This is a genomic window from Adhaeribacter pallidiroseus (assembly GCF_003340495.1).
Lineage (GTDB): Bacteria > Bacteroidota > Bacteroidia > Cytophagales > Hymenobacteraceae > Adhaeribacter > Adhaeribacter pallidiroseus.
Genome location: NZ_QASA01000001.1, coordinates 137,840 through 164,533, shown reverse-complemented (window position 1 = coordinate 164,533; position 26,694 = coordinate 137,840). Strand labels below are relative to the sequence as shown.

Here is a 26,694-nt window from a genome sequence, read left to right as displayed (position 1 = left end):
GACAAATGGAAGTTATATTAAAAGACGACGTTAAAGGCTTAGGCTTTAAAAACGATATCGTAGAAGTAAAACCAGGTTATGGTCGTAACTACCTTATTCCGCAAGGAATAGCGGTAATGGCGGATAAAACCAATAAAAAGATTGTAGCGGAAAACATTCGTCAGGCATCGCATAAAGCCGAGAAAGTTAAGTTAGATGCGCAAGCAATTGCGGACCAAATTGGTGACCAGGTATTTGAATTGCGGGCCAAAGTAGGCGAAAGCGGTAAAATTTTTGGGGCGGTTACTACTACCCAATTATCTGAAGCTTTACGAGCTAAAGGTATTGAAGTAGATCGCAAGAAAATTTCTTTCGATCAAGAAGTAAAAGCGGCTGGGGAGTACACCGCTTCTGTTGCCTTGCACAAAGAAGTAAAGCATTCTGTACGTTTTAACGTAGTGGCAGAATAAATAAAATTAAAAAATTTAAAAAAAGTCCTGCTGAGATCTTCAGCAGGACTTTTTTTTTAAATTTTTCCTACACTAGCCTCTTTAAAACCAGCTTTGTTGAAATGCAACTTTCTTGATTAAATAGCGGCTTATTACTCTTGTACAATTAGTTTATAACCTTCTTTAAAAAATTACCTTTACCGTATGGCAACTTCTTTCCGTACCGAACTTCTTCCCCAAACTACGGGAAAACTATTAACCTTACAATCTAGTATTTTTACGGCAGGGTCTTGCTTTGCGGAAGTAATTGGTCAAAAATTAATGCAATACAAGTTAGCGGCCTTAGTAAATCCATTTGGTACTATTTTCAACCCAATCTCTCTTTTTAATTTATTACAGACTTCTTTAAAGCCGCAGCCGAAATTCACCGGCGAGTTGGTTCAGCGGGCAGATTTATGGTTAGCGTATGATTTTCATTCTTCTTTTGCTTTTACTTCGCAAACCGAACTTTTATCCCGCATTAATCAAACCTTAACGCAAACCAACGCCTTCTTACAACAAGCAAATACTTTGATTTTAACTTTTGGTACCGCTGTTGGATACATTCATCAGGCTAGTAATCGATTAGTTGCTAATTGCCATAAAATACCGCAATCGCAGTTTGAGAAACGTGTGTTATCTGTTTCCGAAATTACTACCGCCTTCAGCTTATTCTACAAAGCCTTGTTGGAGGTAAATGCACCAGTCCGGATTATTTTAACGGTTAGCCCGGTGCGGCACTTAAAAGAAACGATAGTGGGCAATAGCGTGAGTAAATCTATTTTGCGGGTAGCCTGCTATGAACTTAGTATGCAATATGCCGCTGTAGAATATTTCCCAGCTTATGAGCTGATGCTGGATGATTTACGGGATTACCGGTTTTATAAACCCGATATGATTCACCCCTCGGAAGTAGCCGAAGATTATATCTGGGAGAAATTCAAAGTTGCGTATTTCGATTCAGATTTTCAGCAGTTCGCTTTGCAATGGGATAAGGTTCGGCAGGCCTTAGCGCACAAACCATTTCATCCTGCATCGGTTAGCCATCAACTTTTTTTAAAAAAACTGTTAATTCAGCTAGAAACTTTAGCCACTCAGATTGACTGCCAGTCCGAAATTTTGGAGGTAAAAAATAGAATAACTACGGGCTAAAACCAGATTCTTTCGTATGTAGCTCTACTGGTACTATTTGTCTTTTTGCTTAATGTAAATACCTTTAACTATGAAAAAAGCCAATCGCCTGCTCCACGAATCTAGCCCGTACCTGTTACAACACGCCTATAATCCCGTTGATTGGTATCCGTGGGGCGAAGAAGCGTTGCAAAAAGCCCGATCGGAACAAAAGCCGATTATCGTGAGCATTGGTTATGCCGCTTGCCATTGGTGCCACGTGATGGAACACCAATCGTTCGAGCACGAAGGCATTGCTCAGTTAATGAACGAGCATTTTGTATGCATTAAAGTAGATCGGGAGGAACGCCCGGACGTGGATCAGATTTACATGGATGCCGTACACGCTATGGGTTTACAAGGCGGCTGGCCGTTAAACGTTTTTTTAAATCCGGAGGCAAAACCTTTCTACGGGGGCACTTATTTCCCGCCGCAAAACTGGTCGCAGATGTTGCAAAACATAGCCAAAGCTTACCGCGAGAACCGCGAAGAATTAGACCAATCGGCGGAGCAGTTTGCGGAGCATCTCAACACTTCTGATTTAAAAAAATACGGCATTCAACAAGTAAATTCTGAATTTACCGACCAGGATTTTCGATTAATATACCACAACTTAAGCCTTCGTTTCGAAAAAGAACGCGGCGGTATGGGCCAAGCGCCTAAATTCCCGATGCCGGTAAATTACTTATTTTTATTACGCTACCACCAATACAGCAACCAAACCACTGCGCTGGAACACGTAAACGTAACGCTCCGCGAAATGGCCTTTGGCGGTATTTACGACCAGGCCGGTGGCGGTTTCGCCCGGTACTCCACGGATAGCGAATGGCTGGTGCCGCATTTTGAAAAAATGCTTTACGACAATGGCCAGTTAGTAAGTTTATACGCCGAAGCTTACCAGGTAACTAAAAATCCATTGTACCAGGAGGTAGTTTACGAAACCATAGCTTTTGTAGAGCGCGAACTCATGAGCCCGGAAGGCGGCTTTTACTCGTCATTGGATGCCGATAGCGAAGGTGAGGAAGGTAAGTTTTACGTTTTCACGAAAGAAGAATTACAAGAAATAATCGGCACCGAAGAACCTTTGTTTTCGGCGTACTATAACATTCGGGCCGAAGGCAACTGGGAACACAACCAAAACATATTGCACCGCCGGCAAACCGATGAAGCTTTTGCCGCCGAACATCAATTAGAGGTATTGGTTTTAAAAGAACTAATAAAAGGCTGGAAAGAAAAAGTTATGCAAGCCCGTGCAAAACGTGTTCGCCCCGGTCTGGATGATAAAATTCTAACTTCCTGGAATGCTTTAATGTTAAAAGGCCTATCCGATGCTTACCACGTTTTTCAGGAAGAAAGATTTTTAAAATTAGCTTTACAAAACGCAAGCTTCTTAAGACAAAATTTAAAAAATGGCCCAAAGCTGTTTCGTAATTACAAAAATGGTAAGGCCACCATTGATGCTTTCCTGGAAGATTACGCGCTCCTGATCCAGGCATTTCTCCGGCTCTACGAAGTAACTTTTGATGAAATCTGGCTGAACGAAGCGCACCAACTAGCCAAGTATACGCTGAGCAACTTCTTCGATGAAAAAGAAAACTTATTCTTTTATACTGATAAAGAAGGGGAACAACTAATCGCCCGCAAGAAAGAGATAATGGATAATGTAATACCGGCATCTAACTCCGTGATGGCTTTAAACCTTTTGTTCTTAGCATTACATTTCGACCGGCCCAAATACGCCGATATATCGGATGCCATGCTGAGCCAGGTGAAAGAGCTGCTGGTAAAACAACCTTCGCACTTAGCTAATTGGGCTACTGTTTATTATTACAAATTAAAACCCACCGCCGAAATAGCCATTGTGGGTCCGGAAGCTCAAGCCGTTAGGCAATCCTTTGCCGACTTTTATCTTCCGAACGCTATTTTTACAGGAACCAAAACCGAAAGCACCTTACCCCTACTCACCGATCGTTTTGCCATTGGTGAAGAAACAACCATCTACATCTGTTACAATAAAACCTGCCAGTTACCGGTACATACTTTAAGCGAAGCTTTGGAACAATTAGATAGTATTAGTTGAAAAGTTAGAAGGTTGAGAATTTACCAAAAATCAAAAAAATGATGCTGGCGTGAGTGTCTTCGCTCGTGGCTACTTATTTGATAGGCCTCCAGCCGGGCGCATTCAAATAACTTAATTTAAAATGCAGGCAAGTCTGATTCTTAAAATTTTAAAATTCATTCTTGTAGATATGAAAACAAATTTTAGAGTAATAAAATTAAGAAAAATTTAAAAATTCTTTCTATCTACTATTCGCACCAGCAATAAATTAAGGTAATTACTAAATCGGCGTTCGTACTTTAAAACTTTCCAACCTTCCAACTTTAAAACCTTCCAACTAGCTCAACTGTTTGGGAAAGATTCGGGTTCTTGCGACCTTTGCTAGAGCTGAAATTTCTTCAGCGTTTTAAACCAGAGTACTGTTGAGCCAGCCTTTATTATTTCAATCTTCTGACCAGGCCACCGAGCGAATAACTTTATTTGCTGATGTAATTTTGCCTTTGCCGTTGCCTAAATTATACACGTATCGCGTGCCCTTTGATATGAACGACGATATTTTTGTGGGCACCCGGGTAATTGTACAGTTTGGCGCGAAGAAAATTTTAAGCTGTATTGTGGCCGATGTACACGAAACGCCGCCAGCCGGTTACCAGGCCAAGTACATTCTGGAAATTATCGATGAAAAGCCCGTAGTTACGCCGCAACAATTAAAAATTTTCAACTGGATTGCCGAATACTACATGTGTACCATCGGCGAAGTAATAAATGCGGCTTTACCATCGGCTTTAAAATTGAGCAGCGAATCGCGCATCCAATTACACCCGCAGTTTAATGCAGAATATCCGGTTTATCCGCTCTCCCCTGCCGAAGAAAAAATTGTTTTTGCTTTAGGCCAAAACAAAACTTTAACCTTTACCGAAGTTGGTAATTTATTACAAATCAATCATTTTCATAAAATTATTAAGTCTCTGATTCAAAAAGAAGTTATTATTATTTTTGAAGAAATTGCCGATAAGTACACCCCTAAAGTAGTTAAGAAACTGCGGTTATCCCCTAATTTCGTCCATGAAGCCGAAATGCTGGAGGAGTTAATGAACCAGCTAGCCGTTCGGCCAAAACAATTGGATGTGGTGCTGCATTATTTGCAAAAAGTACCGGTGCACCAGAACGTACACTTAAACGAAAAAGGAGTAGATAAAAACATCCTGACTTCCAATCCGCATTTGTCGCTGTCATCTATTAATGCTTTAATTAAAAAAGGCATTCTGGAGCAGTTTGAGACCATTGTATCGCGGTTCCCGGTTGATGATACGAAACCTATACCCGCTTTTAATTTATCAGAACATCAAATAGCGGCCCGCGACGAAATTTTAAATTTATTCGGCAGCAAGGACATTGTATTATTGCACGGGATTACGGGAAGTGGTAAAACCGAAGTTTATATTGATCTGATCAAAAAAGCCATGGAGGGCGGCGGCCAGGTTTTGTACCTGCTGCCCGAAATAGCGCTCACGGCCCAAATTGTAACCCGTTTAATTAAAGTTTTTGGTAATCGTTTAGGTGTTTACCATTCCAAATTCTCCGACAACGAGCGGGTAGAGGTTTGGAACGGCATTCTCTCAGGTCGGTTTTCGGTGGTAATTGGCGTACGATCCGCGATATTCTTACCTTTCTATAACTTGTCGCTGATAATCGTGGACGAAGAACACGAATCGTCTTACAAGCAATACGAACCGGCTCCTAGGTATAATGCCCGCGAAGTAGCCTTAATGCTCGCCACCTACCACAAATGTAAAACCTTGCTCGGTTCCGCTACGCCAGCCGTAGAAACCTACTATAACGCTAAAACCGGACGCTGGGGCTTAGTTACCATGAACAAGCGGTTCGGTCAGGCAGGTTTACCGGATATTGAATTGGTGGATACCCGTCGCGAGAGCCAGAAGAAAACCATGCACAGCCACTTTTCGCAGAAATTGCTGGCTATGATTGAGTCAAAATTAAAAAAGGAAGAACAGGTAATCTTGTTTCAGAACCGCCGCGGCTACGCGCCCTACATTAACTGCCACGACTGCGACTGGATTCCGAAATGTAAAAACTGCGCGGTGAGTCTCTCCTATCATAAATACAACCGCGAACTACGCTGCCATTACTGCGGCTACCACGAAACCATGCCCCATGAATGCCCGGCGTGCGGCTCCGCTATGATTAAAACTGTAGGATTTGGCACCGAAAAAATAGAGGACGAACTTAAACTTTTACTGCCCGAAGCCAACATCCAGCGCATGGATCTGGACACTACGCGCAGTAAAAACAGCTACCAGCAAATTATCGCGGATTTTGAAGCCAATAACACCAACGTGCTGGTGGGTACCCAAATGGTAACCAAAGGCCTGGACTTCGAAAATGTAAGTTTAGTGGGCATCATAAACGCCGACAGTATTATTAATTATCCCGATTACCGGGCGCACGAACGGGCTTATCAGATGTTTGTGCAGGTAAGCGGCCGGGCCGGCCGGAAAGGTAAAAAAGGCTTAGTAATTATTCAAACGGGTAATCCCTCGCAAGGTATTTTCCAGAAAGTAATGGAAAACGATTACATGGCTTTGTACGAACACGAAATTCAGGAACGCCGCAAATTTAATTTCCCGCCGTTTATGCGGGTAATAAAAGTTACCGTAAAACACGTGGACGAAAAATTAAACGAACAAGCCGCTGCCCTATTAGCTAAAGAATTTACCGATCGTTTGCCGAACAATCAGGTTCTGGGTCCGGAGGTGCCTTATATTTTTAAAATTCGCAACTACTTCCTCAGCGAAATTCATATTAAACTCGACCGCGAACATACCAGTTTAAAATCGGCCAAACTGGTAATAGCAGATGCCATTAACCAAATAAAATTTAACAAGGATTTCCGAAATATTCGGGTGGTAGTGGATGTGGATCCGGTTTAAGGTCATTTTTTATACCATCTCCATTCCTCTTTATCAAATTGTTTTTATTTCCGGAACTAAGCCATCAAGTTTGCAATTTGTACTATTAGTCTAGTTTAAAGCGTTTCTTGCTACTCTAGTCAAATTTTAAACTACTTTAATTTAGGACTTTATTTATAAAATCAGAAATGAAAAAATCTTTTACTCTTATTTTACTTATTGGTTTATGTGGAACAGTAAAAACAGTAAGGGCCCAGAACGAAACGGCAGAAATAATTAAAAGCGGTATAACCAATGCCGAGTTATTAGCCAAAGCGTACAGCCAACCCTTAAGTAAAGCTTTTGGTACCGATATCAATACCGGCTGGATAACCACAGGCAAAGCTTTTAAACCGGGGCGCTTTGAAATACGGGTATTTGCCAATGCGGCTTTTGTGCCGGAAAAAGACCGGACATTTGATGTAAGTACCATTGGTTTAAATTCGAACGTACGTTTAGCGCCTGGCAGTAGCAAATTAGCCCCTACGGTTTTCGGAGACGATTCGCCTGGCCCATTGTTAAACGTGTACGCTACCCGCCCCGACACCAAGCAAGAAGAACAAGTTACCTCTTTTAACACGCCCGAAGGCATTGGCACTGGTATCGCTCCTATTCCCATGGCTCAGGTCACCGTTGGTTTAGTAAAAGAAACGGAGTTAATGGTTCGGTTTATACCTAAAAGCAAAGCTGGTGATTTTAATGTGGATTTATGGGGCGTTGGCTTAAAACACAGCATTCGCCAATGGATTCCAGGTATAGCCGATTTACCATTTGACATTACGGCGGCCGCAGCGTATTCTTCTTTCCGCTCGAGTTATCAGCTAGAAGTAAATCCCCAGAGTGGAGTGGTTAACCCAAACCCAGCCGATTATACTAACCAAAGAATTATCTTTGATACGAAAGCCTTCATAGGCCAATTAGTAGCCTCTAAAACTATTTCGGTAATTACCGGATACGCGAGTTTTAGTTACAGCAGTGCCTCAACAACTACGGGCATGCTGGGCAACTATCCAATAACCGTTTTGCGGGAACAGCCGCCTTATACGCGTCAAGTGCAGAATGTTACCGATCCGGTAAATTTTATTACTGATTATACCCAGTTAGGAATTACCGGCGGCTTTCGCTTAAAATTAGCTATTTTCACTTTGAACGCCGAAGGAACCTGGGCCAAATACCCCACTGTTTCGGCTGGCATTGGTTTAGGCTATAACTAAAAGCTTACTTTTAAAATTAAGCTAAACTACCCCTATAATAAGCTAAACTACCCCTATAAAATAACAGCTTATATATTCTTATATCTTAACGCTTGTCTTTTGCGTTCTACTTAACAAGTACGAAGTTAAGTTCAGAACGGAAACACATGACGCACCCAACACAATGGACAGGCCAAGCTATCATCATTTTTTTAATTTTTTGGTGTGCCTCGGGTTGTAAATACGATAGCAGTGCTACTACTAATGCTACTACTGTTAAGCCCGACTCATTATACGTTTATAAAAAGCCCATCGACCCCAACGGCATTGGCAAGTACTACCGCGGGCGCCAGATTGCTTATACCATGGGCCATACCGAAGCTAGTTGGCTCGAACGCGCCGAACGCGAAAAAGAAGAACGCACCGATTTACTGCTGCAAGCTTTACAGCTAAAGCCCACTGATGTAGTAGCCGATATTGGGGCAGGCAGTGGTTATTTCACGTTTCGCATAAGTCCGTTGGTACCGCAGGGTAAAGTACTGGCAGTAGATGTGCAGCAAGAATTCCTGAATATGCTGATGGATAATCGCATTTTAAAAAACGCCTTTAATGTAGAACCTATTCTGGGGTCTTTACAAGATCCGAACTTACCCACCGACAGCGTGGATGTAGTATTGCTGGTAGATGCTTACCACGAATTTTCGTATCCGCACGAGATGTTGCTGGGAATAAAAAATGCCTTAAAACCGGGTGGCCGCCTGGTATTAGTAGAGTACAAAGCCGAAGATCCGTACGTGCCGATTAAAGCTTTGCACCGCATGTCGGAGAAACAAGCCGTAAAAGAAGTTACGGGTATTGGCTTGAAATTCGTAGAAAATCAAAATATTTTACCCTTACAGCACATCCTGATTTTTAAAAAAAATTAAAATACCCCGGATCAATTGCCCCGAATTACGGGTATTCTGCGAAAATTATCCTATTGATTTATGCCCGAACCCACCTCTTCTACGCCACATAAATTGTTTGATTCTTTTCTGGAGGCCGAAAAAGCGCTTCCTTTAGGAAAGCCCCAAAAACTATGGGTGGCAGGCCGGGCGGATGCAATTTGCTTGGTGCGCAACCGCGCGGGTATATTTGCGGTATCGGATGTTTGCCCGCATCTAGGCGAATCGTTAAGTAAAGGCACTACTAATTACCTAAACGAAGTAGTATGCCCCTGGCATAGTTACCGCTTTTCGCTGGAAAATGGGCAGGAATGTAATAACCGCACCAACCGTTTAAAAACGTACAAGATAGAGGTGCAACCCGATGGGGTTTACTTGCAGTTATAAAGAAATCAAAAAGGCTGTGCGGACACAGACCCAGGCTACCAGATTTTCCCTGTAACAACTATTCTGCTTATTACCGAGTAGTTCTTCCCAAAGGTTAGGCTTTGAAAAGCAGTATTTTTAAACCGGGTAAGCGTAACCGTATTTTTTTGTAATTTTCTTCTTCTTCAGCTTTTCGGCTTTTACCGTCATTCGAATATCCGTAACCGGCCGGTCGCGCGCATCTTTCGGTTGTTCGGCAATCTTGTCGATCACGTCTAAGCCACTAATTACCTGACCAAATACCGTATATTGATTATTAAGGTGCGGGGTGCCTTGGTGGTTCTCCACAATGTAAAACTGCGAACCGCTCGATTGGCGTTGCGGATTAACATAATCGCCTTGACGGGCCGCCGCCAAAGCCCCGCGTACATGTTTTAGCTGCGGATTAAATTCAGCGGGAATCTGGTAACCGATATCGCCGGCCCCATCGTTGGTTTTATCTTCGTCCTTGGAGTTTTTATCGCCTCCCTGAATCATAAAATCGTCGATGATGCGGTGAAAAGTAGTGTTGTTGTAAAAACCTTCTTTAACTAATTTTAAAAAATTGGCTTTGTGCTGGGGCGTTTCGTCGTAAAGCACTACTACCATATCCCCAAATTGCGTGGAAATAGTAACAAGCGTATCTTTTTTGGATTTCTTTTTGGCGAAGCTCTCCGTAAGGCTTAACCCAAAGAGCAGTAGAAAAAGGAATAATTTTAAGTTTAAAGAACCAATAGTTAGATTGTGATTTTGTTGTGGCATAAAAGGAAAATATCAAATGGAAGAACGTTCTGCTTTAATAAAATTTAAAATTTGATCGCCGCCCATAGCCAGAATGTTTTCCGCTAAACGCACGCCCAACGCATCGGCTTCGTGGGGCGCCGCCTGTAAAGTATCGGTAATCATTTGCTGGCCATCTAAACTCACAATACCGCCGGTTATTTCTACGTGCGCACCGTGCAAGGTAGCTAAGGCAAACGACGGAATGCTGCAACCGCCTTCCATCGTCCGCAGAAAGGCCCGTTCGGCGGTTAAACAAATATGCGTAACTTCATGATCGAGGCAATTACGAAGCGCCAGCTTTTTAGCCAACGGCAAGTTTTTGGCACACTCAATGGCAATACTACCTTGCCCAGCGGCCGGTACAAATTTATCTTCGGGTAAAATTTCGGTGATCAAATGGCTGTATTGCATCCGGAAAACTCCCGCGTACGCCAGTAAAATGGCATCGTACTGCCCATCTTTTAACTTTTGTAAACGGGTTTGCAGGTTACCCCGGCACTCGGCCGTAATAATTTCCGGGTAATAACGCTTCAATAAAGCCCGTCGGCGTGTGGACGAAGTACCTACCACGATTTGTTCGCGATCGAGGGTAAACGTAGAGTCAAAGGAAATAACCACATCGTTTACTTTCTCCCGCTCCATAAAAGCCAGAATCTCCAGATCGTCGGGTAAAGTAGATTGTAAATCTTTAGCACTGTGTACCGCAATATCCACTACGCCGTTACGTAGGCTTTCTTCCAATTCTTCGGTAAAAACGCCTTTGGCGCCGATTTTATCTAGCGACCGATCCAGTACCAAATCGCCCTTGGTCTGAATTATTTCTATCTCCACAGTAAAATTGGCGGCACGCAGTTTCTCGGCCACGTGGTGGGTTTGCCAGAGGGCCAGTCGACTCCCGCGAGTAGCAATGCGAATAATATTTCCGGGTTGTTCGGACATGCAGTATTTTAATTTTGTAATTTTAAATAGCGCGCTATCTGAATGGAAGAATCAATAAACACCATTTTGGGATTAGCATTGCGCTCAATATGGTAATGCGCCTGGTTCAGTTCTTCGGTTAAATACGGCACGTTGGCTTCCCGCACAATTTTCGAGAATTTACCAACAAAATCCGCTTCGGCCGCGGGTATAAACGAAATTAATTGCGTATCGATGCCGTAAAGCAGAACTTTGCGCAAGCTGCTTAAAGCATAATGCAAAAAATTCTTCTGGTTTTCGCGACCCATTTTTTGAAATTCTTCGCTTAATTCTACCACTTCGCCGAATTTGTTGGCGTAACAATGCCGCATCCATTGCACAAAAAAAGCAAAATAATCGTTCGTTCTTTTGGTGCTTAACTGCACGGCCGCCTGTAAATTACCTTCGGCTAACAAAGCAATTTGCTGCGCGCCGGTTTCGTCGGTTAAGTTTTTTTGCGTAAGGTAAGCAATTACTTCCTGGTCCGTGAAGGCGCGTACTTTTACCAGTTGGGTGCGCGATAAAATAGTGGCCAACAACTTATCCGGGTTATTCGCCACCAGCAAAAAAATAGTATTAGCGGGCGGTTCTTCCAACAACTTCAGCAAAGCATTGGCGGCCGCCGGGTGCATGAGCTCGGGTAACCAAATTAAAATTATTTTAAATTCTGCCTCAAACGCTTTTAAAGAAGCAAACTTTACTAATTGGCGGCTTTCGTCTTTCGAGATGTTACCTTGTTTGTTCTCGGCACCGATAAACTGCATCCAATCGTTTAGCGTCTGGTAAGGAGCCGCCAGCACAAACTCCCGCCATTCCGTTAAAAACTTTTGACTTAAAGGATCTTTGGGTTGCGATTTGGTAGTAGTTACCGGCATTACAAAATTTACATCCGGATGAATTAACTTGTTAATCTTCACGCAACTCGCACACGTACCGCAGGCATCCGTGGCTTGCTGGTTTTCGCAGTTCAGGTAAGTGGCATAGGCCAACGCTAAAGCCAGATTGGCGCTACCTTCGGGGCCCAGAAACAATTGCGCGTGCGCGACGTGCTTGTTCTGCACCGAGTTGAGCAATAAGCGTTTGGTTTCGTCGTGTCCTTGTATTTCAGAAAAAAACATGCAGTTTAGTTGTTAGGCCACAGACAGTTATTAGTCTATAGGCTGTGGTTCATAGTCCACGGAAGAAAACACTTCCTCTTGTTAATAATAGGTGTTGAATTAAAATTTGTGGATTGGGGATTATGAACTTTTAAATTTACGTAACCCTACAATCAGCCGGATGCAAATGGCAATCAGCGCCACCAGGAACATCAGAAGTACAATCATTTTAACGGTAGGTAACAATAGAATACTGCCGCCAATCAGCAAACTGATAAATCCCATACTGCTCAGATTGTTGCCCACAAAGGTAGCCAGGGCTTTTTTATCTTTCACGTTTCGTAAAACCAAACCGGGCAACATAATAGATTCAATCGCTTGCTTTTTCCGGATATGATGCCCAATTAGGCCCAGCAGAATACCACAGAGGCTAAATACCACCATTAAAATAATACTGTTTGCTTGCATGCCGGCAGATTCTTAAAGCAGATAAAAGTACGTACCGATAAACGAAAAACTGCTCAGGAGATTGTACCTTTTAAAAGCACCTTTTACCTGCTAAACCTATAAATTTTTAAAAAATATAAAGAAAACTCCTCTTACAATCTTTTACTCATTACTCAAGCACTACCTTTCTTTCCCAGGGGCGATCGCCTTTGGTTTGTTCGTACACGTTACTTAATATTCCTTTTTCCACTTCGTCTAACACTCGGTTGCGGCGCTCCATGGCCCGGGCTGCTGATTCAAAAAATTTAGGTAATTGGTAAGTTTCCATACCGGGTGCTCCGCCCCAGGTAAACGACGGGATAAAATTACGTGGGTAACCGGCCCCAAATACATTAGCGCTTACGCCGGTAACGGTGCCGGTATTGAGCATGGTGTTAATGCCACATTTGGTATGATCGCCCATAATAGAACCGCAAAACTGCAAACCAGTATTCTTCATACCATTCTTGGCGTAGTTCCAGAGTTTTACATCGGCATAATTATTTTTCATGTTAGAAGTATTCGTATCGGCACCCAAATTCACCCATTCGCCCAGTACCGAGTTACCTAAAAACCCATCGTGGCTTTTGTTAGAGTTACCAAAGATTACCGAATTACTTATTTCACCTCCTACTTTACAAAATGGCCCTATGGTTATATCGCCCCGCATTTTAGCGCCCATATTAAGCATACTGCCTTCGCCGAGCGCAAATGAACCGCGAATAACGGCTCCCTCTTGCACTTCGCTATTTTTACCTAAGTAAATCGGGCCACTTTCGGCGTTCAATACTACTGCCCGTAGCTTTACGCCTTCTTCCAGGAAAATGCTTTCGGGAGCATAGACTACGGTATGCGGATCAGTAATGGGGCAACTTTGCCGACCTTTGGTAATTAATGCAAAGTCAGTTCTAATTTGCTCCCCATTGCGGGTAAATATTTCCCAGACTTCCTGAATAACCGTGGCTAGGCCGGAGTAGGTTTTTGGAATAGCGTTACTAAAGTTATAAAATTCGGCCAGCGATTCGAAAATTTGTTCATTGGCGTTGTAGGCCAAAAGAACATCATTTAAAAAAAGTGCTTTGCCGGGCTTTAGCTTCTTCAGCGTTTTCAGTAATTCCGCATCCGGGCAAACGGCCCCGTTTACGTACAGATTAGCGGTTAATTCCGGATCGTAGAGGTATTTTTTTTGAAGATAAGGCTGCGTTAAGTACGAAACCGGCTGGCCCGTAAACTTTTGCCATTTTTCGGCAATGGTTAAAATCCCTACCCGGATGTCCGCTACCGGGCGGGTAAAAGTAAGCGGCAATAAATTCGGACGAATGAGTTTATCGTCAAAAAGAATAATATTCATAAGGCAAAAATAAAAAAGTCTTCCCGACTTTACTCCGGAAGACTCTATTAAAATTAAAAAGGATAAACTCCTTATTTTTTGGCGTAACGCTTCTGGAATTTTTCAACGCGACCAGCAGTATCCACGAAAATGTTTTTACCGGTGTAGAAAGGGTGCGAAGCAGAAGAAACCTCTACCTTAATCACTGGGTAAGTCTTACCATCTTCCATGGTAATCGTTTCGTTGGATGTCATGGTAGAGCGGGTAACAAATTTAAAATCGCTGGATGTATCCTGAAACACTACTTCTCTGTAGGTGGGATGAATATCTTTTTTCATTGGTACTTATATGTTTATATAATAACTAGTTTCAAAAATCAGGATGCAAAATTACAAAATTTTTGGAGAAATATTACCTATTTGGGGTATTAATTTTTCTATAAATTATTAATAATTAGTGTTTCCGAATAGTTCCTTCTGTATTTTTGTGCCTGAACTCGTTAAAATAATTGCCTATGTTTACCGAACCAGTGAGTTTTAGCCCTAGTTCCTGCATTCTTACCCGCCAGGAAATTATGCAAAAGATTAAGCGGATGGCTTATGAAATTTACGAGAAAAACTTTGCAGAAGAAGTACTGTACTTGGCCGGTATTCACGAAAACGGGTACCAGTTGGCGGAACTTTTGGCGGCCGAGCTACGGCAAATTTCCCCGCTAACCATTCATTTATTAGGCATAACCCTGGATAAAGTGCGTCCGTTAAACCAGCCCATTGTACTGGAACCCGATAGCTTGAACTTAGAAAACCAAGTTGTTATTTTGGTGGATGATGTGCTGAATTCCGGTAAAACCATGGCGTACAGCTTGCCTTTATTTTTAAAAGCCGAAGTAAAAAAGGTAGAAACCGCTACGCTTATTAATCGGAATAATACTTTATATCCTATCACGGTTACTTACACCGGTTTATCGCTGGCTACTACTTTGCTGGAGCACATCCGGGTGGTGCTGCACGAAGAGTCGTACGGAGCTTATTTAATATAACGTTTGCCAGCTACTTTACCAGCCATCTATTTTATCCCGGGTTTAGGAGCCGATGCCCGCATGTACCAGTTGGTACAACTAGATAGTCATAAATTTAAAAAATCAGTATTAACCTGGCTACCCCCGCGTAAAAACGAGTCTTTGGCAGCGTACGCGCAACGAATGGCCGCGCAAATTCCGGAACACCACCAGCCGATTGTGCTAGTAGGCGTTTCTTTCGGGGGTATGCTAGCGGTGGAAATTAGTAAAATACGGCCGGTTGCCCGTACTATATTAATTTCCAGTATTAAAACCAGCCAGGAGCTGCCCCATTATTTGCAGATTCTAGGTAAGCTAAATCTACACCATTACCTGCCGCTGCACTGGGCGAAGAAATTACCTTGGCTGTATCACTGGATCTTCGGCGCAACAACCTTTACGGAAAAGAAAATGCTGCGCGAAATTATTCAGGATACCGATGTAGCGTTTGTTAAATGGGCCTTAACCGCCATTGTTAATTGGCAAAGTCAGGATCAAGTACCCGGTTTATTACACGTACACAGCAATCAGGATAAAATATTTCCGTTACCTTACATCAAAGATCCGGCGGTAGTTTATTCCGGCGGGCACCTCGTTATTTTTAGTGCGGCCCTCGAAATTAGCCGATTAATTACGCAAGCGGCCAACCAGATCTTTTATCCGGAGTAAAAATTTAAAAAATTGTAAAACTATGCTCTCAATTTGCTTTGCCAGTAACAGTGCGCATAAACTTGCCGAAATCCGGGAAATCCTGGGTGATCAATACGCGGTTAAAAGCTTGGCCGATATTGGCTGCCACGAAGAACTACCCGAAGAACAAACTACATTAGAAGGCAACTCGCGCCAGAAAGCCGAATATGTTTGGCAAAAATACGGCGTAAATTGTTTTGCCGACGATACTGGTTTAGAAGTTTTAGCCCTCAACATGGAACCCGGCGTGTACTCGGCCCGGTATGCGGGCCCGCAACGAAGCAGCCAAGATAACATCAACTTACTGTTGCAAAACTTAAGCGGCAAAGAAAACCGCACCGCGCAGTTTCGCACTTCCATTACCTTAATTCTGGACAACAACCTGTTTCAATTTGATGGTACGGTACAGGGTAAGATTGCGGAAGAACCGCAAGGAGACCAAGGCTTTGGCTACGATCCTGTATTTATTCCGGAAGGATATACCCAAACCTTTGCAGAACTAAATTCAGGTGAAAAAAACAAAATCAGCCACCGGGGCCGGGCCGTTCAGCAACTCGTGGAGTATCTGCATACCGCTTTAACTGATCCGAAACCGCTCGGTGAAAGACTATAATTAGTTTGAAGGTTGAAAGGTTTTAAGGTTGAAAAGTTGAATGTACTGGGTTTAACGAAAAACTTTAGCATTTTCAGCTTTTAGCAATAATCAACCATTCAACAATCCAACAATCCAACAATTCAACTAAAAAGCCGTGGTCCGTGGACCATCGACTATGGACTAAAAAGAATGTTATTTACTTTAACTGCTCACGATAAAGAAACCAAAGCCCGGGCTGGTACGCTCACCACCGACCATGGTCTTATTCAAACCCCCATATTTATGCCGGTAGGCACCGCGGGCACCGTAAAAGCCGTGCACCAACGCGAAATAAGAGACGATATTCAAGCGCAGATAATTTTAGGGAATACCTACCATTTATACTTGCGTCCTGGGTTACAAACCCTGGAGCAGGCGGGTGGCTTGCACCGTTTTAATGGCTGGGATAAACCTATATTAACTGATAGCGGCGGCTACCAGGTGTATTCTTTATCGGGTACCCGCAAAATTGTAGAAGAAGGCGTAAAGTTTAAATCGCACATCGATGGTTCGACGCATTTCTTTTCGCCGGAAAACGTGATGGATATTCAGCGGACCATTGGCGCCGATATTATCATGGCTTTTGACGAGTGTACCCCCTACCCTTGCGAGTATAATTACGCCCGCAAATCCATGGACATGACCCACCGTTGGTTGCAGCGTTGCTGCGACCGCTTTGATGCCACCGAAAGTAAATACGGTTACGAGCAAAATCTTTTCCCGATTGTGCAGGGCAGCACTTACAAAGATTTACGCGTTAAATCCGCCGAAACCATTGCGTCGTTTAACCGGGCCGGTAATGCTATTGGCGGTTTATCGGTGGGCGAACCCGCCGAGATGATGTACGAAATGACCGAACTGGTGTGCGATATTTTACCTGCCGATAAGCCGCGGTATTTAATGGGCGTGGGCACTCCGGCTAATATTCTGGAAAATATTGCTTTAGGCGTAGATATGTTTGATTGTGTGTTACCAACCCGTAACGCCCGCAACGGCATGTTATTTACTACCCAAGGCATTATTAATATCCGCAACGAAAAGTGGAAAAACGATTTTTCGCCGATTGATGAAACACTAGGCGGTTATGCCAGTACGTTTTACTCCAAAGCCTATTTACGCCACCTGGTACACAGCGGCGAAATGCTGGGAGCGCAAATCTCGAGCGTGCATAACTTAACGTTTTATTTGTGGCTGGTAAAGCAAGCCCGCAAGCAAATTCTGGCCGGCACTTTCCGGACCTGGAAAGACAAAATGGTAAAAGATTTAATGGTAAGATTATAGTCCACAGTCCATGGTCGATAGTCCACGGATAAAATTGTTAAATTGTTGGATTGTTGAATGGTTTTTCATGTTAAATGGCTGATAGGTAAAAAACTTAACGTACTACGTATAACGCAAAACTTTCCAACCTTCTAACTTTGCAACTTTCTAACCTTTCAACTTTTAACCAACTTGCAACCTGTAACCTGCAACTTGTAACCACAACATGAAATTACTTGATAAATATATTCTCCAGAAGTACCTGAGCACTTTCGTGTTTGTGGTGCTGATTTTGGTGATAATTATTTGCGTCATCGATTTTACGGAGAAAAACGACGATTTTTTAGAAACGAACCCGCCGTTTAAGTCTATTATTTTCGATTATTATTTAAACCTGATTCCTTTCTACTCCAACATGCTCAGCCCCATTACGGTGTTTATTGCCACCGTATTTGTAACGGCTAAATTGGCCGGGCGTACCGAAATTGTGGCTATTTTGAGTAGCGGGGTAAGTTTTAAGCGCATGTTGTGGCCTTATATTATGGGCGCCATTGTAATTGGGGCTTTTACTTTTGCCATGATCGGCTGGGTTATTCCGAATTCCAACAAAACCCGGGTAGCTTTTGAAGTAAAATACATTAAAAAACCATACACCTTCGAAGGCCGCAACATACATTTTAAATTAAATCCGGAATCGTACGCTTACATCGAAAGTTATAATAACACCGCCAACATTGGCTATAAATTTACGCTCGAAACCATTAAAGACGCCGAACTAAAAGCTAAACTTACCTCCGACGCCATTACCTGGGACGAGAAAAAGAATAAGTGGCACCTGGATAATTACATCCTTCGCAAGTTCGAAGGTGATAAAGAAATAACCAAACAATACGGCCCGCTGGATACTACTTTAAACTTGTTACCAAAAGATTTTGCCAGTACTTACCGCTTAGCCGAAACCCTTACTTTGCCGGAGTTAAATAAATTTATCAAACAAAAAATAATGCGGGGTGCCGATGATACCGAAACTTATCTGATTGAAAAGTACGAGCGATTTAGTTATCCTTTTGCCATTATTATTCTAACGGTAATTGGTGTAATTCTGAGCTCGCGCAAACGCCGTGGGGGTATTGGTCTACAGGTAGCCTTAGGCTTTACATTAGCTTTTATCTTTATTATATTCGTTATTCTTAGCCGAAGTCTCGCGCAAGTCGGCGACGTAAGTCCTTTTCTGGCTTCCTGGATTCCTTCCATTATCTTTACCGGCATTGGTATTATTTTGTACAAAACGGTACCAAGGTAGTTGGAAGGTTGTAAGGTTAAAAAGTTGGAAAGTTGAAAGTTGTAAAGTTCTACGTTTAACTTTTCTGGCCGGTTAATTTCAAACTAAAAACAATTTAACAATTCAACAATCAGACAATTCTATCTGTGGTCTGTGGACCGTGGACTATGGACTAATCTATGGCTTCATTCCGGCATTATTTAGAACTGCATTTTATTGTATTCGTGTGGGGATTCACGGCCATCCTGGGCAAGTTGATTTCGATTCCGGCAGTAGAACTGGTATTTCTCCGAACTTTGATTGCGGCAGCGGCTTTAGCCATAATTATCAAGTTTACCGGTAAATCGTACCGCATTGGTCGTAAACCGATTATTAAAATAATCGGGGTAGGTATGATGATCGCGGCACACTGGATGTTATTTTTTGCTTCGGCCCGGGTTTCTTCGGTGAGTATTTGTTTAGCCGGCATGGCTACCAGCAGTTTATGGACGGCGATCCTGGAGCCTTTGTTTTTCCGGAAAAAAATTAAACCCCACGAAATTGGCTTGGCGCTGCTGATATTTTTTGGTTTGTATTTGATTTTTCAATTTGAATTTGATCATGCTCTGGGCATTTTAATGGGCGTAGGTTCGGCTATGCTGGGGGCTGCTTTTTCGATAATTAATAGCCGGTTAACCCGCACCTACTCGCCGATTAATATTACCTGCTACGAGATGGTAGGCGCTTGCCTGGGCACGGCATTGTTTATGCCTTTTTACCTGCTTTTCCTCAGTCCGGATAATACCTTACTTTTGGTTTTAACCGCTATGGATTGGGTTTACTTGTTTACCTTAGCCTTGGTCTGCACGGTTTATCCATTTACGGGCTCGGTGCGGCTCATGCAACGGATTCCCATTTTTAACATGAACCTGAGCATTAATCTGGAGCCGGTCTACGGAATTGTATTTGCCTACTTTATCTTTGGTGAAAGCGAGCACATGTCCACGGGGTTTTATTTAGGAGCGCTTATTATTTTGTTTAGCGTGTTTATTCATCCGTTCCTGGACCGGCGTTACGAAAGCCGCCAGCTACAAACTACCCTGCCAAACGGCATAGGTGGCGTTGGGCACGAGTAATGGTCCGGTAAAATCCGGCGAAAAAATCCCAAATACCGCCGACCCGGAGCCCGTCATGGAAGCATACAGCGCTCCGGCTTGGTACAAATATTCTTTTAGCTGCGGTAAAACCGGGTATTTTAAAAATAAAGCCTTCTCAAAATCATTTTGCACGTGGTCTTTCCAGGTAGCTAGCGGTTGTTGCAGTAGTTTTTTTAAATTTTCGGCGGGAACTTGGGGCACTACGGTTTGGTAAGCTTCGGCGGTGGTAATGTGTAAATCCGGATAAATCACTACTACTTTGTAGTTGGTCAGATCTATGGCTAAGGGTTCAAAAACATCGCCTTTCTCAATCGCAAATACCGGCTTATTCTGAATAAAAAAAGCGCAATCGCTCCCTAGCTTTCGGGCGTAATTTTCTAATTCCGGCACTGCTATTTTTAACTCAAACAGATCATTCAATAACTTTAAAGTAAAAGCCGCATCCGCGGAACCACCTCCCATACCTGCTCCGATAGGAATGTTTTTGTGCAGATGAATGTGCACGGGTTGTAAATCAAAATCCTGTTGCAGCAGTTTATAGGCTTTTAAACAAAGATTATTAATGGAATCGCCCGGTATATCCAATCCCGAAGAAGTAAACTGAGTTGTTTGGGCCAGTATAATCTCCAGTGCATCGCACCAGTTTACCGGATAAAAGCACGACTCTAAATTCCGGAATCCATCGGACCGCAACCCGGTAACCCGTAAACCAATGTTTATTTTAGCGTTGGGGAAAGCAATCATTATGAAATTTTTGCGGGCAATTTACTAAACTTTCTCCCGGTTTAAACCTTAGGAAACCCGGCCGGATAATTTTTTAAAAATTACATATAAAATGCAGATATTGAGCCGCAAGCTAAGCTTCCAATATGGCTCCAAACAACAACTCCCGTTTTCAGATTATTTTATTAATACTGGTGCTTACTAAATTTGCGCTTTCTTATGCTTCCGTGCATCCGGCTTACGAGTTTCAGCGTGATGAATACTTATACCTGGATGAAGCCAATCATTTAGCCTGGGGATTTCTGGAAGTCCCGCCGGCTTTGTCTATCCAAGCCTGGATTACAAAGGCGCTTGGGAACCATTGGTACCTGGTGCGTTTTTGGCCCGCTATTTTCGGGGCTTTAACCATGTGGGTAATTGGCTTAACTGTTAAACGCCTGCAAGGTAGTTGGTTTGCGTTGGCGCTGGCGGGTGTTGGTTTTCTAGCATCAGCTTACCTCCGGATTAATATTTTATTTCAACCTAATGCCCTGGAGTTTTTATGCTGGACGGTTTATTTTTATTTACTGATTAGTTACATACAACATCCTAAAAACAAATACCTGTACTTATTAGGCTTTTTTGTCGGGGTAGGATTATTAAACAAATACTCCGTTATCTTTTTTCTGGCGGCAGCACTCCCGGTAATTGCTATTTCGCGGTACCGCTTTATGTTCCTGAAACCAGCCTTTTACCTGGCTTTGTTAATTGGAACAGTAGTTTTTCTCCCAAATCTCATCTGGCAATGGCAGCATCAGTTTCCGTTTTTCCAGCATATGCAGGAGCTAAAAGCTACGCAACTCGATTTGGTAAAGCCTTCCGACTTTCTGGTAGACCAACTGTTACTCAATTTACCGGCGGCTTTTGTTTGGATAGCAGGTTTAATAGCTTTGTTTCTGGCCCAATGGACTAAACCTTACCGGGCAATTGGCTGGATTTATCTGGTGGTAATCGGTATTTTTTTAATATTACACGGCAAAAGTTATTACGCCCTGGGTCTTTATCCGGTACTAATGGCCTTTGGCGGGATAACCTGGGAAAGGGTACTCATTAATAAGCACTTACCCTATTTGCGACCCCTATTATTGGTTTTACCTTCATTCTTAGTAGCTCCTTTAATTCCCATGCTATTACCGGTTTTATCACCGGAAGCTACTACTCGTTATTGCCAGAAGTTTAAAGCAACGGGAGTTTTGCGTTGGGAAGACGGTCAGGACCACTTACTGCCGCAAGATTACGCCGACATGCTGGGCTGGGAAGAAATGGCTACTTTAGTCCGGAAAGCTTATGCCCAAATTCCAGCGGCGGAGCGAGCCGAAACTATCATCTGGTGCGATAATTACGGCGAAGCGGGTGCGGTAAACTATTACAACGCCAAGTACCAATTACCCCGTGCGCACAGTACCAATGCCAGTTACTCTTTGTGGAGCCCCGCCCGGGTAAATCCTAAGATTGTAATTTTGGTAAGTGATGAAGCGCCCACCGACTTATTACCGCACTTTAAATCGGCTCAAATTGTTGGCCGGCTTAATAACCCCTTGTACCGCGAATCGGAAACGCAGGTGAGTATTCTGCGGGAACCGGATCAGGCTTTATTGCAGTACTGGAACGCCGAGATAACAGCTGAACGCCGGAAATTCGGGATAGAATAGCTAAAAATTTAAAAATTAGCTCATTTTTTAAAATTTTAGATGGCCGCTAATGCTGTATCCAGCTCCTGAATTAAATCTTCTGCTTCTTCTACTCCCACCGATAGGCGAATCAGGCCGAGCGTAATGCCTAGTTTTTCCTGCTTTTCGGGGCTAAAAGAACGGTGCGAAGTACGAAGCGGATGCGAGATGGAAGTGGTAACGCCGGCCAAAGACGGGGCAAATGGAATATGGGGCAAAGCCTGCATGAAGGCATTTACTTTCTCCAGTTCATCGCTGATTTGAAAAGATAACATTCCTCCGAACAAACCTTTACCTTGTTGCTGGGCCAGTTCATGCTGCGGATGGTCCGCGAGGCCGGGGTAATAAACCCGGCGTACTTTAGGATGCTGGCTTAAAAAAATGGCGATTTCCTGAGCATTAGCGCTGTGTTGTTTGATGCGCAGGCGCAACGTTTTCAAACCCCGGGTCGCCAACCACGAATCAAACGGACTTAAGTTTAGCCCGTAGTACATCACGATTTGTTTAATCCGTTTAGCCGCTTCTTCACCCTTGGCCACAATTACCCCGGCCGTAACATCGCTGTGACCGGCTAAATATTTAGTAACGCTGTGCATCACTAGATCAGCGCCTAAGTCTAAGGGACGGGTTATTACGGGTGAGGCAAAAGTATTATCAATAATTAATTTAATTTGGTGTTGCTGGCAAAGCGCTGCCAAACGGGCAATATCCAGTACGGTTAAGAGCGGATTACTAAAGGTTTCGGCCAGAATGGCTTTGGTATTTTCTTGCACGTAAGAAGCTAAATTGTAGGTGTGCTCGGTAGGCACAAAAGTTACGGTAATACCTAAACGTTGTAACTCTTGGTTAAGTAAAGTAGCCGAACCACCGTAAATTTCCTCAGCGCAGAGCATATGATCGCCGGCCTGGCAAAAAGTAAGCACCGCCGTTAAAATCGCCGACATACCCGACGAAGTTACCACCGCCCCGTCCCCTTTTTCCAGTTTGTTTACTTCGGCTGCTAACTCATCCGAATTAGGATTACCAAAGCGGCTGTACATGTAATGTTGCCCCGGCTGGTCGAAGTACAGTTCCAGTTCGTTTAAATCAGCAAAGGTAAAAACAGAAGTCTGGTAAATAGGGGTTATTTTGGGTTTGATAGGGGCGTGTTCGTTAGCCGACATAAATACTCGTTTTGCTTCGGGGTAAATGTACTCCGATTCAAATTAAAACAAAATTCTTTAATAAGGGCTGAAAGGATGTATTTCACTTTTATTGCTTTAAAGCAGATTTAGGAAACTTTTATTCTGGATACAGAAAACAAATAGATAACTAAGTATCGGGACAAAAATAAACGTAAGGATATTTCAAGGTAATGTTTTAGTTATCAATAATTTATAGATCGAACAACGAACAACTAATAACGACCAACTACTTAGTTCCAGTCTTGCTGCGCTAAGACTCGCACCAGATTGCGTTAATATCAAACGAAGTATGCATGTAGGTTTCATTTAGAGGAATAATATAATATATTAACAGATACTCGTTAATTATTTGGAATACAATCGTTTCTGCAAACATAAAATGTCAAAAAAATGGATACTACATATAAGGCCTATATCGGCCATATTGTTTTTATGTTCCTTGTATTAGTTTTGAATCCGGCATTTTGTCAGCAGCTAAATTTTGATTTAACCGATACGAAAAAATATAGTGTTATACAGTCGGCGTCTCAGATTCTTAATGATAATTATCTTTTCCCAAACAAGGCAAAGAAAATTGAAAAGCTATTAAATGAAAAGTTTAAAGCGGGTGATTTTGAAAAAGTAGCTGACCCGAAAGCCTTTGGTAAAGAACTACAGCTGTTAATGCAAGAAGTTACGCTTGACAAACATTTAAGAATATTATACTCCCCTAACATGGTGAAGGAGTTAGAACAAGTAAAAACCAAACAAGACAGTTTAAAGCTTTACAAAGAAGATTTTACTGAAAGAAAAAAAAGCAACTTCGGTTTACCAGAAGCCAAAGTTTTGGAGAACAATATCGGTTATTTAAAAATATCGAAGTTTACATCACCTGAAATGGCAGGCCCTGTGATGATGGCTAGTTCTATTTTTCTGAAGCATGTTGATGGATTAATACTTGATTTAAGAAGTCGCGGCGGCGGTAATTCCTATACTTTAGCGCTATTACTAAGCTATTTTCTACCACCCAATATGCTTTTATATACCTGGCATTTTCGTGGTACAGCGGCGACAGAACAATCCTGGACTTTGCCTTATGTAGAGGGGCATCGTTTCCTGGAAATTCCAATTTTAATACTAACCAGTAAGGAAACATTCTCGGCCAGTGAAGCTTTTTGTTATTCTTTGCAAGCTGCCAAAAGAGCCACAATTGTTGGAGAAAAAACCGTTGGCGGGGCACATACCTACAAAGAAATGAAAGTTACAAAGGAATATATAATGACAGTACCGTATGGAAGATTGGTAAACCAGCATACTAATACGAATTGGGAAGCCGTTGGAGTAATTCCGGATCATGAAGTACCTGCAGAAAAAGCATTAGAAAAAGCTCAAGAATTATTGGTTCAAAGGCTGAACTCAAGCAATAAATAAAAGTAGCTTAAGAAATGTTTGTAAGTTAAAGTGCCGGTTAAACGTATCTAAAATTGAAACAAACCAATCAATTTTTAAATTTTAGTCCTTCTACTCTATTAAAAAAGCCTTTCTGGTTTATAGAAAGGCTTTTTGTATTAAAATTCAATAATCTTTTAGGGAGTGCCCGGCGGAATCTTAACCGCATTGGGTGCCGGCTGATTAAAGCTACCGGTGGTGGCGGTTGTTACTTTTTCCGGCGAATTAGCTCCTGACGTATTTTGCACCGTTGTTGCCGTTGCATTTACCGGAGCAGCAGTCAGTTCTGGCTTAACTGTGGCCACTGCGGGCTGCGATACTTCGGCGGTTTGCTTCTGATCATTTTGCACCGTGGGAATAGCCGGTTGCGGCGCTTCGGGCTTCGCAGGATTACCGCCCTGCGCGGCAGGTGGTTGCGGTGGTGAAGGTTGTTGCTGTTTGCCATCGCGGGTTTCTTTTAAATACGGCCGGATAATTAAACGCAAAGCGGTATCGAAGGCAAAGTAATTCCAGACCCAACCTACAAAGGTTACCAGTTTGTTCCGGAATCCTACCAAAGTCATTAAATGCACAAACATCCAAACCAGCCAGGCAAAGAAGCCGCCAAATTTAAAATTCGGTAAATCTACTACCGCCCGGTTACGGCCAACCGTTGCCATAACGCCTTTGTTTTTGTACACAAATTCGCGGGGGGTTTGTCCGGCCATTATTTTAGGTAAATTTTCGGCGAGCAACTCGGCCTGCTGGATCGCAACGGGTGCTACCATGGGGTGTCCTTTCGGGAAATCCTTGGTTTCCATATTGGCGAGATCGCCAATGGCAAAAATGTTAGAGTAACCAATTACCTGGTTCCAAGTGTTTACATTTACCCGTTTGTTACGGGCAACTGCCGGTTCATTTAAGCCGGGGATATTGGCGCCAAAAACGCCGGCCGCCCAAATCATGGTAGAAGCGTTGATGGTTTTACCCCCACCATACTTAATTACATTATTTTCGAAGGATTCTACGGGAGAGCTGAGTAGTACATGTACTCCCATATCTTTCAGGTAATTTAAAGCTTTCTCCTGCGATTCTTTACTCATGCCGTTGAGTAAAGTAGGCCCGGCCTCCATCAGGTAAATGTCCATCATTTTTAGATCCAGCTCCGGATAATCTTTGGGCAGCACGTACTTTTTCATTTCGGCTAAAGTACCGCTTAACTCCACCCCGGTTGGGCCACCGCCTACCACCACAATATCCATTAAAGGGTCGCGCTGGTCTTCGCGGGTCATCAGCAAAGCTTTTTCGAAATTCTGAAAAATTAAGCTGCGCAAATTTAAAGCGCTCGGTATGCTCTTAATCTGCATGGCATTTTCTTCGATTTGCTTATTGCCGAAGAAATTGGTAGCGCTGCCCGACGAAATAACCAGGTAATCGTAGCGAATGTCGCCGATAGTCGTTTGCACTTGGTTGATTTCCGGGTGAATAGCCGTTACTTCGGCCATCCGGAAGAAAAAGTTTTGTTGACCGGTAAATATTTTCCGGATCGGATAAGCAATGGAATCGGCTTCGAGGCCGCCAGTAGCCACCTGGTATAACAGCGGTTGAAAGTTGTGGTAATTATTGCGATCCACGAGTACAACTTGCAAGTTGGCGTGCCGTAGATTTTTGGCGAGCCGCAAGCCCGCAAAGCCGCAGCCAATAATAACTACACGCGGTTGATCGGTAACAGGTATATTAATTTTCATCGGA

24 protein-coding genes are annotated in these 26,694 nt (G+C 43.0%); 15 read left to right on the top strand and 9 right to left on the bottom strand.

What is annotated here, in order from left to right; genetic code table 11:
• The first annotated feature begins 5 nt into the window (after positions 1-5).
• The 7 genes from rplI (at position 6) to AHMF7616_RS00585 (ending at position 9,189) form a co-directional block, all read left to right on the top strand.
• The gene (gene rplI / locus AHMF7616_RS00615; RefSeq protein ID WP_115371127.1) at positions 6-449 is read left to right on the top strand and encodes a 50S ribosomal protein L9; all 444 of its coding nucleotides are present in this window, start codon (positions 6-8) and stop codon (positions 447-449) included.
• A gap of 183 nt (positions 450-632) precedes the next feature.
• Positions 633-1,619 (top strand): GSCFA domain-containing protein, encoded by a 987-nt coding sequence (locus AHMF7616_RS00610; RefSeq protein ID WP_115371126.1) that lies wholly within the window; start codon positions 633-635, stop codon positions 1,617-1,619.
• Positions 1,620-1,689: 70 nt separating this feature from the next.
• The gene (locus AHMF7616_RS00605; RefSeq protein ID WP_115371125.1) at positions 1,690-3,717 is read left to right on the top strand and encodes a thioredoxin domain-containing protein; all 2,028 of its coding nucleotides are present in this window, start codon (positions 1,690-1,692) and stop codon (positions 3,715-3,717) included.
• Positions 3,718-4,118: 401 nt separating this feature from the next.
• Positions 4,119-6,647, top strand: coding sequence for a replication restart helicase PriA (gene priA, locus AHMF7616_RS00600; RefSeq protein WP_233507222.1), 2,529 nt, complete (start codon positions 4,119-4,121; stop codon positions 6,645-6,647).
• Between the two features lie 167 nt (positions 6,648-6,814).
• Positions 6,815-7,879 (top strand): DUF6588 family protein, encoded by a 1,065-nt coding sequence (locus AHMF7616_RS00595; protein ID WP_115371124.1) that lies wholly within the window; start codon positions 6,815-6,817, stop codon positions 7,877-7,879.
• A gap of 146 nt (positions 7,880-8,025) precedes the next feature.
• On the top strand, positions 8,026-8,784 hold the full coding sequence (locus tag AHMF7616_RS00590; RefSeq protein WP_115371123.1) for a class I SAM-dependent methyltransferase: 759 nt from the start codon (positions 8,026-8,028) through the stop codon (positions 8,782-8,784).
• Positions 8,785-8,844: 60 nt separating this feature from the next.
• Entirely contained in the window at positions 8,845-9,189 is a 345-nt protein-coding gene (locus AHMF7616_RS00585) for a Rieske (2Fe-2S) protein (protein WP_115371122.1), read from the top strand.
• A 117-nt stretch (positions 9,190-9,306) separates the two neighbouring features.
• Here the strand turns inward: AHMF7616_RS00585 and AHMF7616_RS00580 are convergent, their stop codons facing one another.
• From AHMF7616_RS00580 to AHMF7616_RS00555, 6 genes are all read right to left on the bottom strand, one after another.
• Positions 9,307-9,969: a peptidylprolyl isomerase gene (locus AHMF7616_RS00580; RefSeq protein WP_115371121.1), complete on the bottom strand. Its 663-nt coding sequence runs from the start codon at positions 9,967-9,969 to the stop codon at positions 9,307-9,309.
• Between the two features lie 12 nt (positions 9,970-9,981).
• Positions 9,982-10,929: a hydroxymethylbilane synthase gene (gene hemC, locus AHMF7616_RS00575; protein WP_115371120.1), complete on the bottom strand. Its 948-nt coding sequence runs from the start codon at positions 10,927-10,929 to the stop codon at positions 9,982-9,984.
• Between the two features lie 8 nt (positions 10,930-10,937).
• On the bottom strand, positions 10,938-12,065 hold the full coding sequence (locus tag AHMF7616_RS00570) for a DNA polymerase III subunit (protein WP_115371119.1): 1,128 nt from the start codon (positions 12,063-12,065) through the stop codon (positions 10,938-10,940).
• A 120-nt stretch (positions 12,066-12,185) separates the two neighbouring features.
• A complete protein-coding gene (locus tag AHMF7616_RS00565; RefSeq protein WP_115371118.1) occupies positions 12,186-12,512 on the bottom strand; it encodes a hypothetical protein in 327 nt (108 codons plus the stop codon).
• A 148-nt stretch (positions 12,513-12,660) separates the two neighbouring features.
• A complete protein-coding gene (locus tag AHMF7616_RS00560) occupies positions 12,661-13,881 on the bottom strand; it encodes a GlmU family protein (RefSeq protein ID WP_115371117.1) in 1,221 nt (406 codons plus the stop codon).
• A 71-nt stretch (positions 13,882-13,952) separates the two neighbouring features.
• Entirely contained in the window at positions 13,953-14,198 is a 246-nt protein-coding gene (locus AHMF7616_RS00555) for a type B 50S ribosomal protein L31 (RefSeq protein WP_115371116.1), read from the bottom strand.
• A gap of 176 nt (positions 14,199-14,374) precedes the next feature.
• Between AHMF7616_RS00555 and AHMF7616_RS00550 the strand changes: the two genes are divergently transcribed.
• From AHMF7616_RS00550 to AHMF7616_RS00525, 6 genes are all read left to right on the top strand, one after another.
• The gene (locus AHMF7616_RS00550) at positions 14,375-14,899 is read left to right on the top strand and encodes a phosphoribosyltransferase family protein (protein ID WP_115371115.1); all 525 of its coding nucleotides are present in this window, start codon (positions 14,375-14,377) and stop codon (positions 14,897-14,899) included.
• Positions 14,900-14,902: 3 nt separating this feature from the next.
• A complete protein-coding gene (locus AHMF7616_RS00545; RefSeq protein ID WP_115371114.1) occupies positions 14,903-15,586 on the top strand; it encodes an alpha/beta fold hydrolase in 684 nt (227 codons plus the stop codon).
• A gap of 22 nt (positions 15,587-15,608) precedes the next feature.
• A complete protein-coding gene (locus AHMF7616_RS00540) occupies positions 15,609-16,220 on the top strand; it encodes a non-canonical purine NTP diphosphatase (RefSeq protein ID WP_115371113.1) in 612 nt (203 codons plus the stop codon).
• Positions 16,221-16,391: 171 nt separating this feature from the next.
• Positions 16,392-17,522: a tRNA guanosine(34) transglycosylase Tgt gene (gene tgt / locus AHMF7616_RS00535; RefSeq protein WP_115371112.1), complete on the top strand. Its 1,131-nt coding sequence runs from the start codon at positions 16,392-16,394 to the stop codon at positions 17,520-17,522.
• 205 nt (positions 17,523-17,727) lie between these two features.
• A complete protein-coding gene (locus AHMF7616_RS00530) occupies positions 17,728-18,804 on the top strand; it encodes an LptF/LptG family permease (protein WP_115371111.1) in 1,077 nt (358 codons plus the stop codon).
• Between the two features lie 158 nt (positions 18,805-18,962).
• Positions 18,963-19,898, top strand: coding sequence for a DMT family transporter (locus AHMF7616_RS00525; RefSeq protein WP_115371110.1), 936 nt, complete (start codon positions 18,963-18,965; stop codon positions 19,896-19,898).
• Here AHMF7616_RS00525 and ispE read toward each other — a convergent pair.
• Positions 19,851-20,663, bottom strand: a complete 813-nt coding sequence (gene ispE, locus AHMF7616_RS00520) for a 4-(cytidine 5'-diphospho)-2-C-methyl-D-erythritol kinase (protein ID WP_115371109.1) — start codon at positions 20,661-20,663, stop codon at positions 19,851-19,853. The genes AHMF7616_RS00525 and ispE overlap by 48 nt on opposite strands.
• Positions 20,664-20,788: 125 nt before the next feature.
• Here ispE and AHMF7616_RS00515 point away from each other — a divergent pair, with 125 nt between their 5' ends.
• The gene (locus tag AHMF7616_RS00515) at positions 20,789-22,333 is read left to right on the top strand and encodes a glycosyltransferase family 39 protein (protein ID WP_115371108.1); all 1,545 of its coding nucleotides are present in this window, start codon (positions 20,789-20,791) and stop codon (positions 22,331-22,333) included.
• Between the two features lie 35 nt (positions 22,334-22,368).
• Here the strand turns inward: AHMF7616_RS00515 and AHMF7616_RS00510 are convergent, their stop codons facing one another.
• Entirely contained in the window at positions 22,369-23,514 is a 1,146-nt protein-coding gene (locus AHMF7616_RS00510; protein ID WP_115371107.1) for a trans-sulfuration enzyme family protein, read from the bottom strand.
• Between the two features lie 411 nt (positions 23,515-23,925).
• On the opposite strand from AHMF7616_RS00510, the gene AHMF7616_RS00505 reads away from it, so the two are divergent.
• Positions 23,926-24,945 carry a S41 family peptidase gene (locus tag AHMF7616_RS00505; protein WP_115371106.1) on the top strand — a complete coding sequence of 340 codons (1,020 nt, stop codon included), beginning with the start codon at positions 23,926-23,928 and terminating at the stop codon, positions 24,943-24,945.
• A 155-nt stretch (positions 24,946-25,100) separates the two neighbouring features.
• On the opposite strand, the gene AHMF7616_RS00500 is transcribed toward AHMF7616_RS00505, so the two are convergent.
• Positions 25,101-26,690: an NAD(P)/FAD-dependent oxidoreductase gene (locus AHMF7616_RS00500; protein WP_115371105.1), complete on the bottom strand. Its 1,590-nt coding sequence runs from the start codon at positions 26,688-26,690 to the stop codon at positions 25,101-25,103.
• Between the last annotated feature and the right edge of the window lie 4 nt (positions 26,691-26,694).

Coding starts and splice junctions, on each gene's coding strand:
- rplI (WP_115371127.1), top strand. CDS start 6: ATGGAAGTTATATTAAAAGACGACGTTAAAGGCTTAGGCTTTAAAAAC.
- AHMF7616_RS00610 (WP_115371126.1), top strand. CDS start 633: ATGGCAACTTCTTTCCGTACCGAACTTCTTCCCCAAACTACGGGAAAA.
- AHMF7616_RS00605 (WP_115371125.1), top strand. CDS start 1,690: ATGAAAAAAGCCAATCGCCTGCTCCACGAATCTAGCCCGTACCTGTTA.
- AHMF7616_RS00595 (WP_115371124.1), top strand. CDS start 6,815: ATGAAAAAATCTTTTACTCTTATTTTACTTATTGGTTTATGTGGAACA.
- AHMF7616_RS00590 (WP_115371123.1), top strand. CDS start 8,026: ATGACGCACCCAACACAATGGACAGGCCAAGCTATCATCATTTTTTTA.
- AHMF7616_RS00585 (WP_115371122.1), top strand. CDS start 8,845: ATGCCCGAACCCACCTCTTCTACGCCACATAAATTGTTTGATTCTTTT.
- AHMF7616_RS00580 (WP_115371121.1), bottom strand. CDS start 9,969: ATGCCACAACAAAATCACAATCTAACTATTGGTTCTTTAAACTTAAAA.
- hemC (WP_115371120.1), bottom strand. CDS start 10,929: ATGTCCGAACAACCCGGAAATATTATTCGCATTGCTACTCGCGGGAGT.
- AHMF7616_RS00570 (WP_115371119.1), bottom strand. CDS start 12,065: ATGTTTTTTTCTGAAATACAAGGACACGACGAAACCAAACGCTTATTG.
- AHMF7616_RS00565 (WP_115371118.1), bottom strand. CDS start 12,512: ATGCAAGCAAACAGTATTATTTTAATGGTGGTATTTAGCCTCTGTGGT.
- AHMF7616_RS00560 (WP_115371117.1), bottom strand. CDS start 13,881: ATGAATATTATTCTTTTTGACGATAAACTCATTCGTCCGAATTTATTG.
- AHMF7616_RS00555 (WP_115371116.1), bottom strand. CDS start 14,198: ATGAAAAAAGATATTCATCCCACCTACAGAGAAGTAGTGTTTCAGGAT.
- AHMF7616_RS00550 (WP_115371115.1), top strand. CDS start 14,375: ATGTTTACCGAACCAGTGAGTTTTAGCCCTAGTTCCTGCATTCTTACC.
- AHMF7616_RS00540 (WP_115371113.1), top strand. CDS start 15,609: ATGCTCTCAATTTGCTTTGCCAGTAACAGTGCGCATAAACTTGCCGAA.
- tgt (WP_115371112.1), top strand. CDS start 16,392: ATGTTATTTACTTTAACTGCTCACGATAAAGAAACCAAAGCCCGGGCT.
- AHMF7616_RS00530 (WP_115371111.1), top strand. CDS start 17,728: ATGAAATTACTTGATAAATATATTCTCCAGAAGTACCTGAGCACTTTC.
- AHMF7616_RS00525 (WP_115371110.1), top strand. CDS start 18,963: ATGGCTTCATTCCGGCATTATTTAGAACTGCATTTTATTGTATTCGTG.
- ispE (WP_115371109.1), bottom strand. CDS start 20,663: ATGATTGCTTTCCCCAACGCTAAAATAAACATTGGTTTACGGGTTACC.
- AHMF7616_RS00515 (WP_115371108.1), top strand. CDS start 20,789: ATGGCTCCAAACAACAACTCCCGTTTTCAGATTATTTTATTAATACTG.
- AHMF7616_RS00510 (WP_115371107.1), bottom strand. CDS start 23,514: ATGTCGGCTAACGAACACGCCCCTATCAAACCCAAAATAACCCCTATT.
- AHMF7616_RS00505 (WP_115371106.1), top strand. CDS start 23,926: ATGGATACTACATATAAGGCCTATATCGGCCATATTGTTTTTATGTTC.
- AHMF7616_RS00500 (WP_115371105.1), bottom strand. CDS start 26,690: ATGAAAATTAATATACCTGTTACCGATCAACCGCGTGTAGTTATTATT.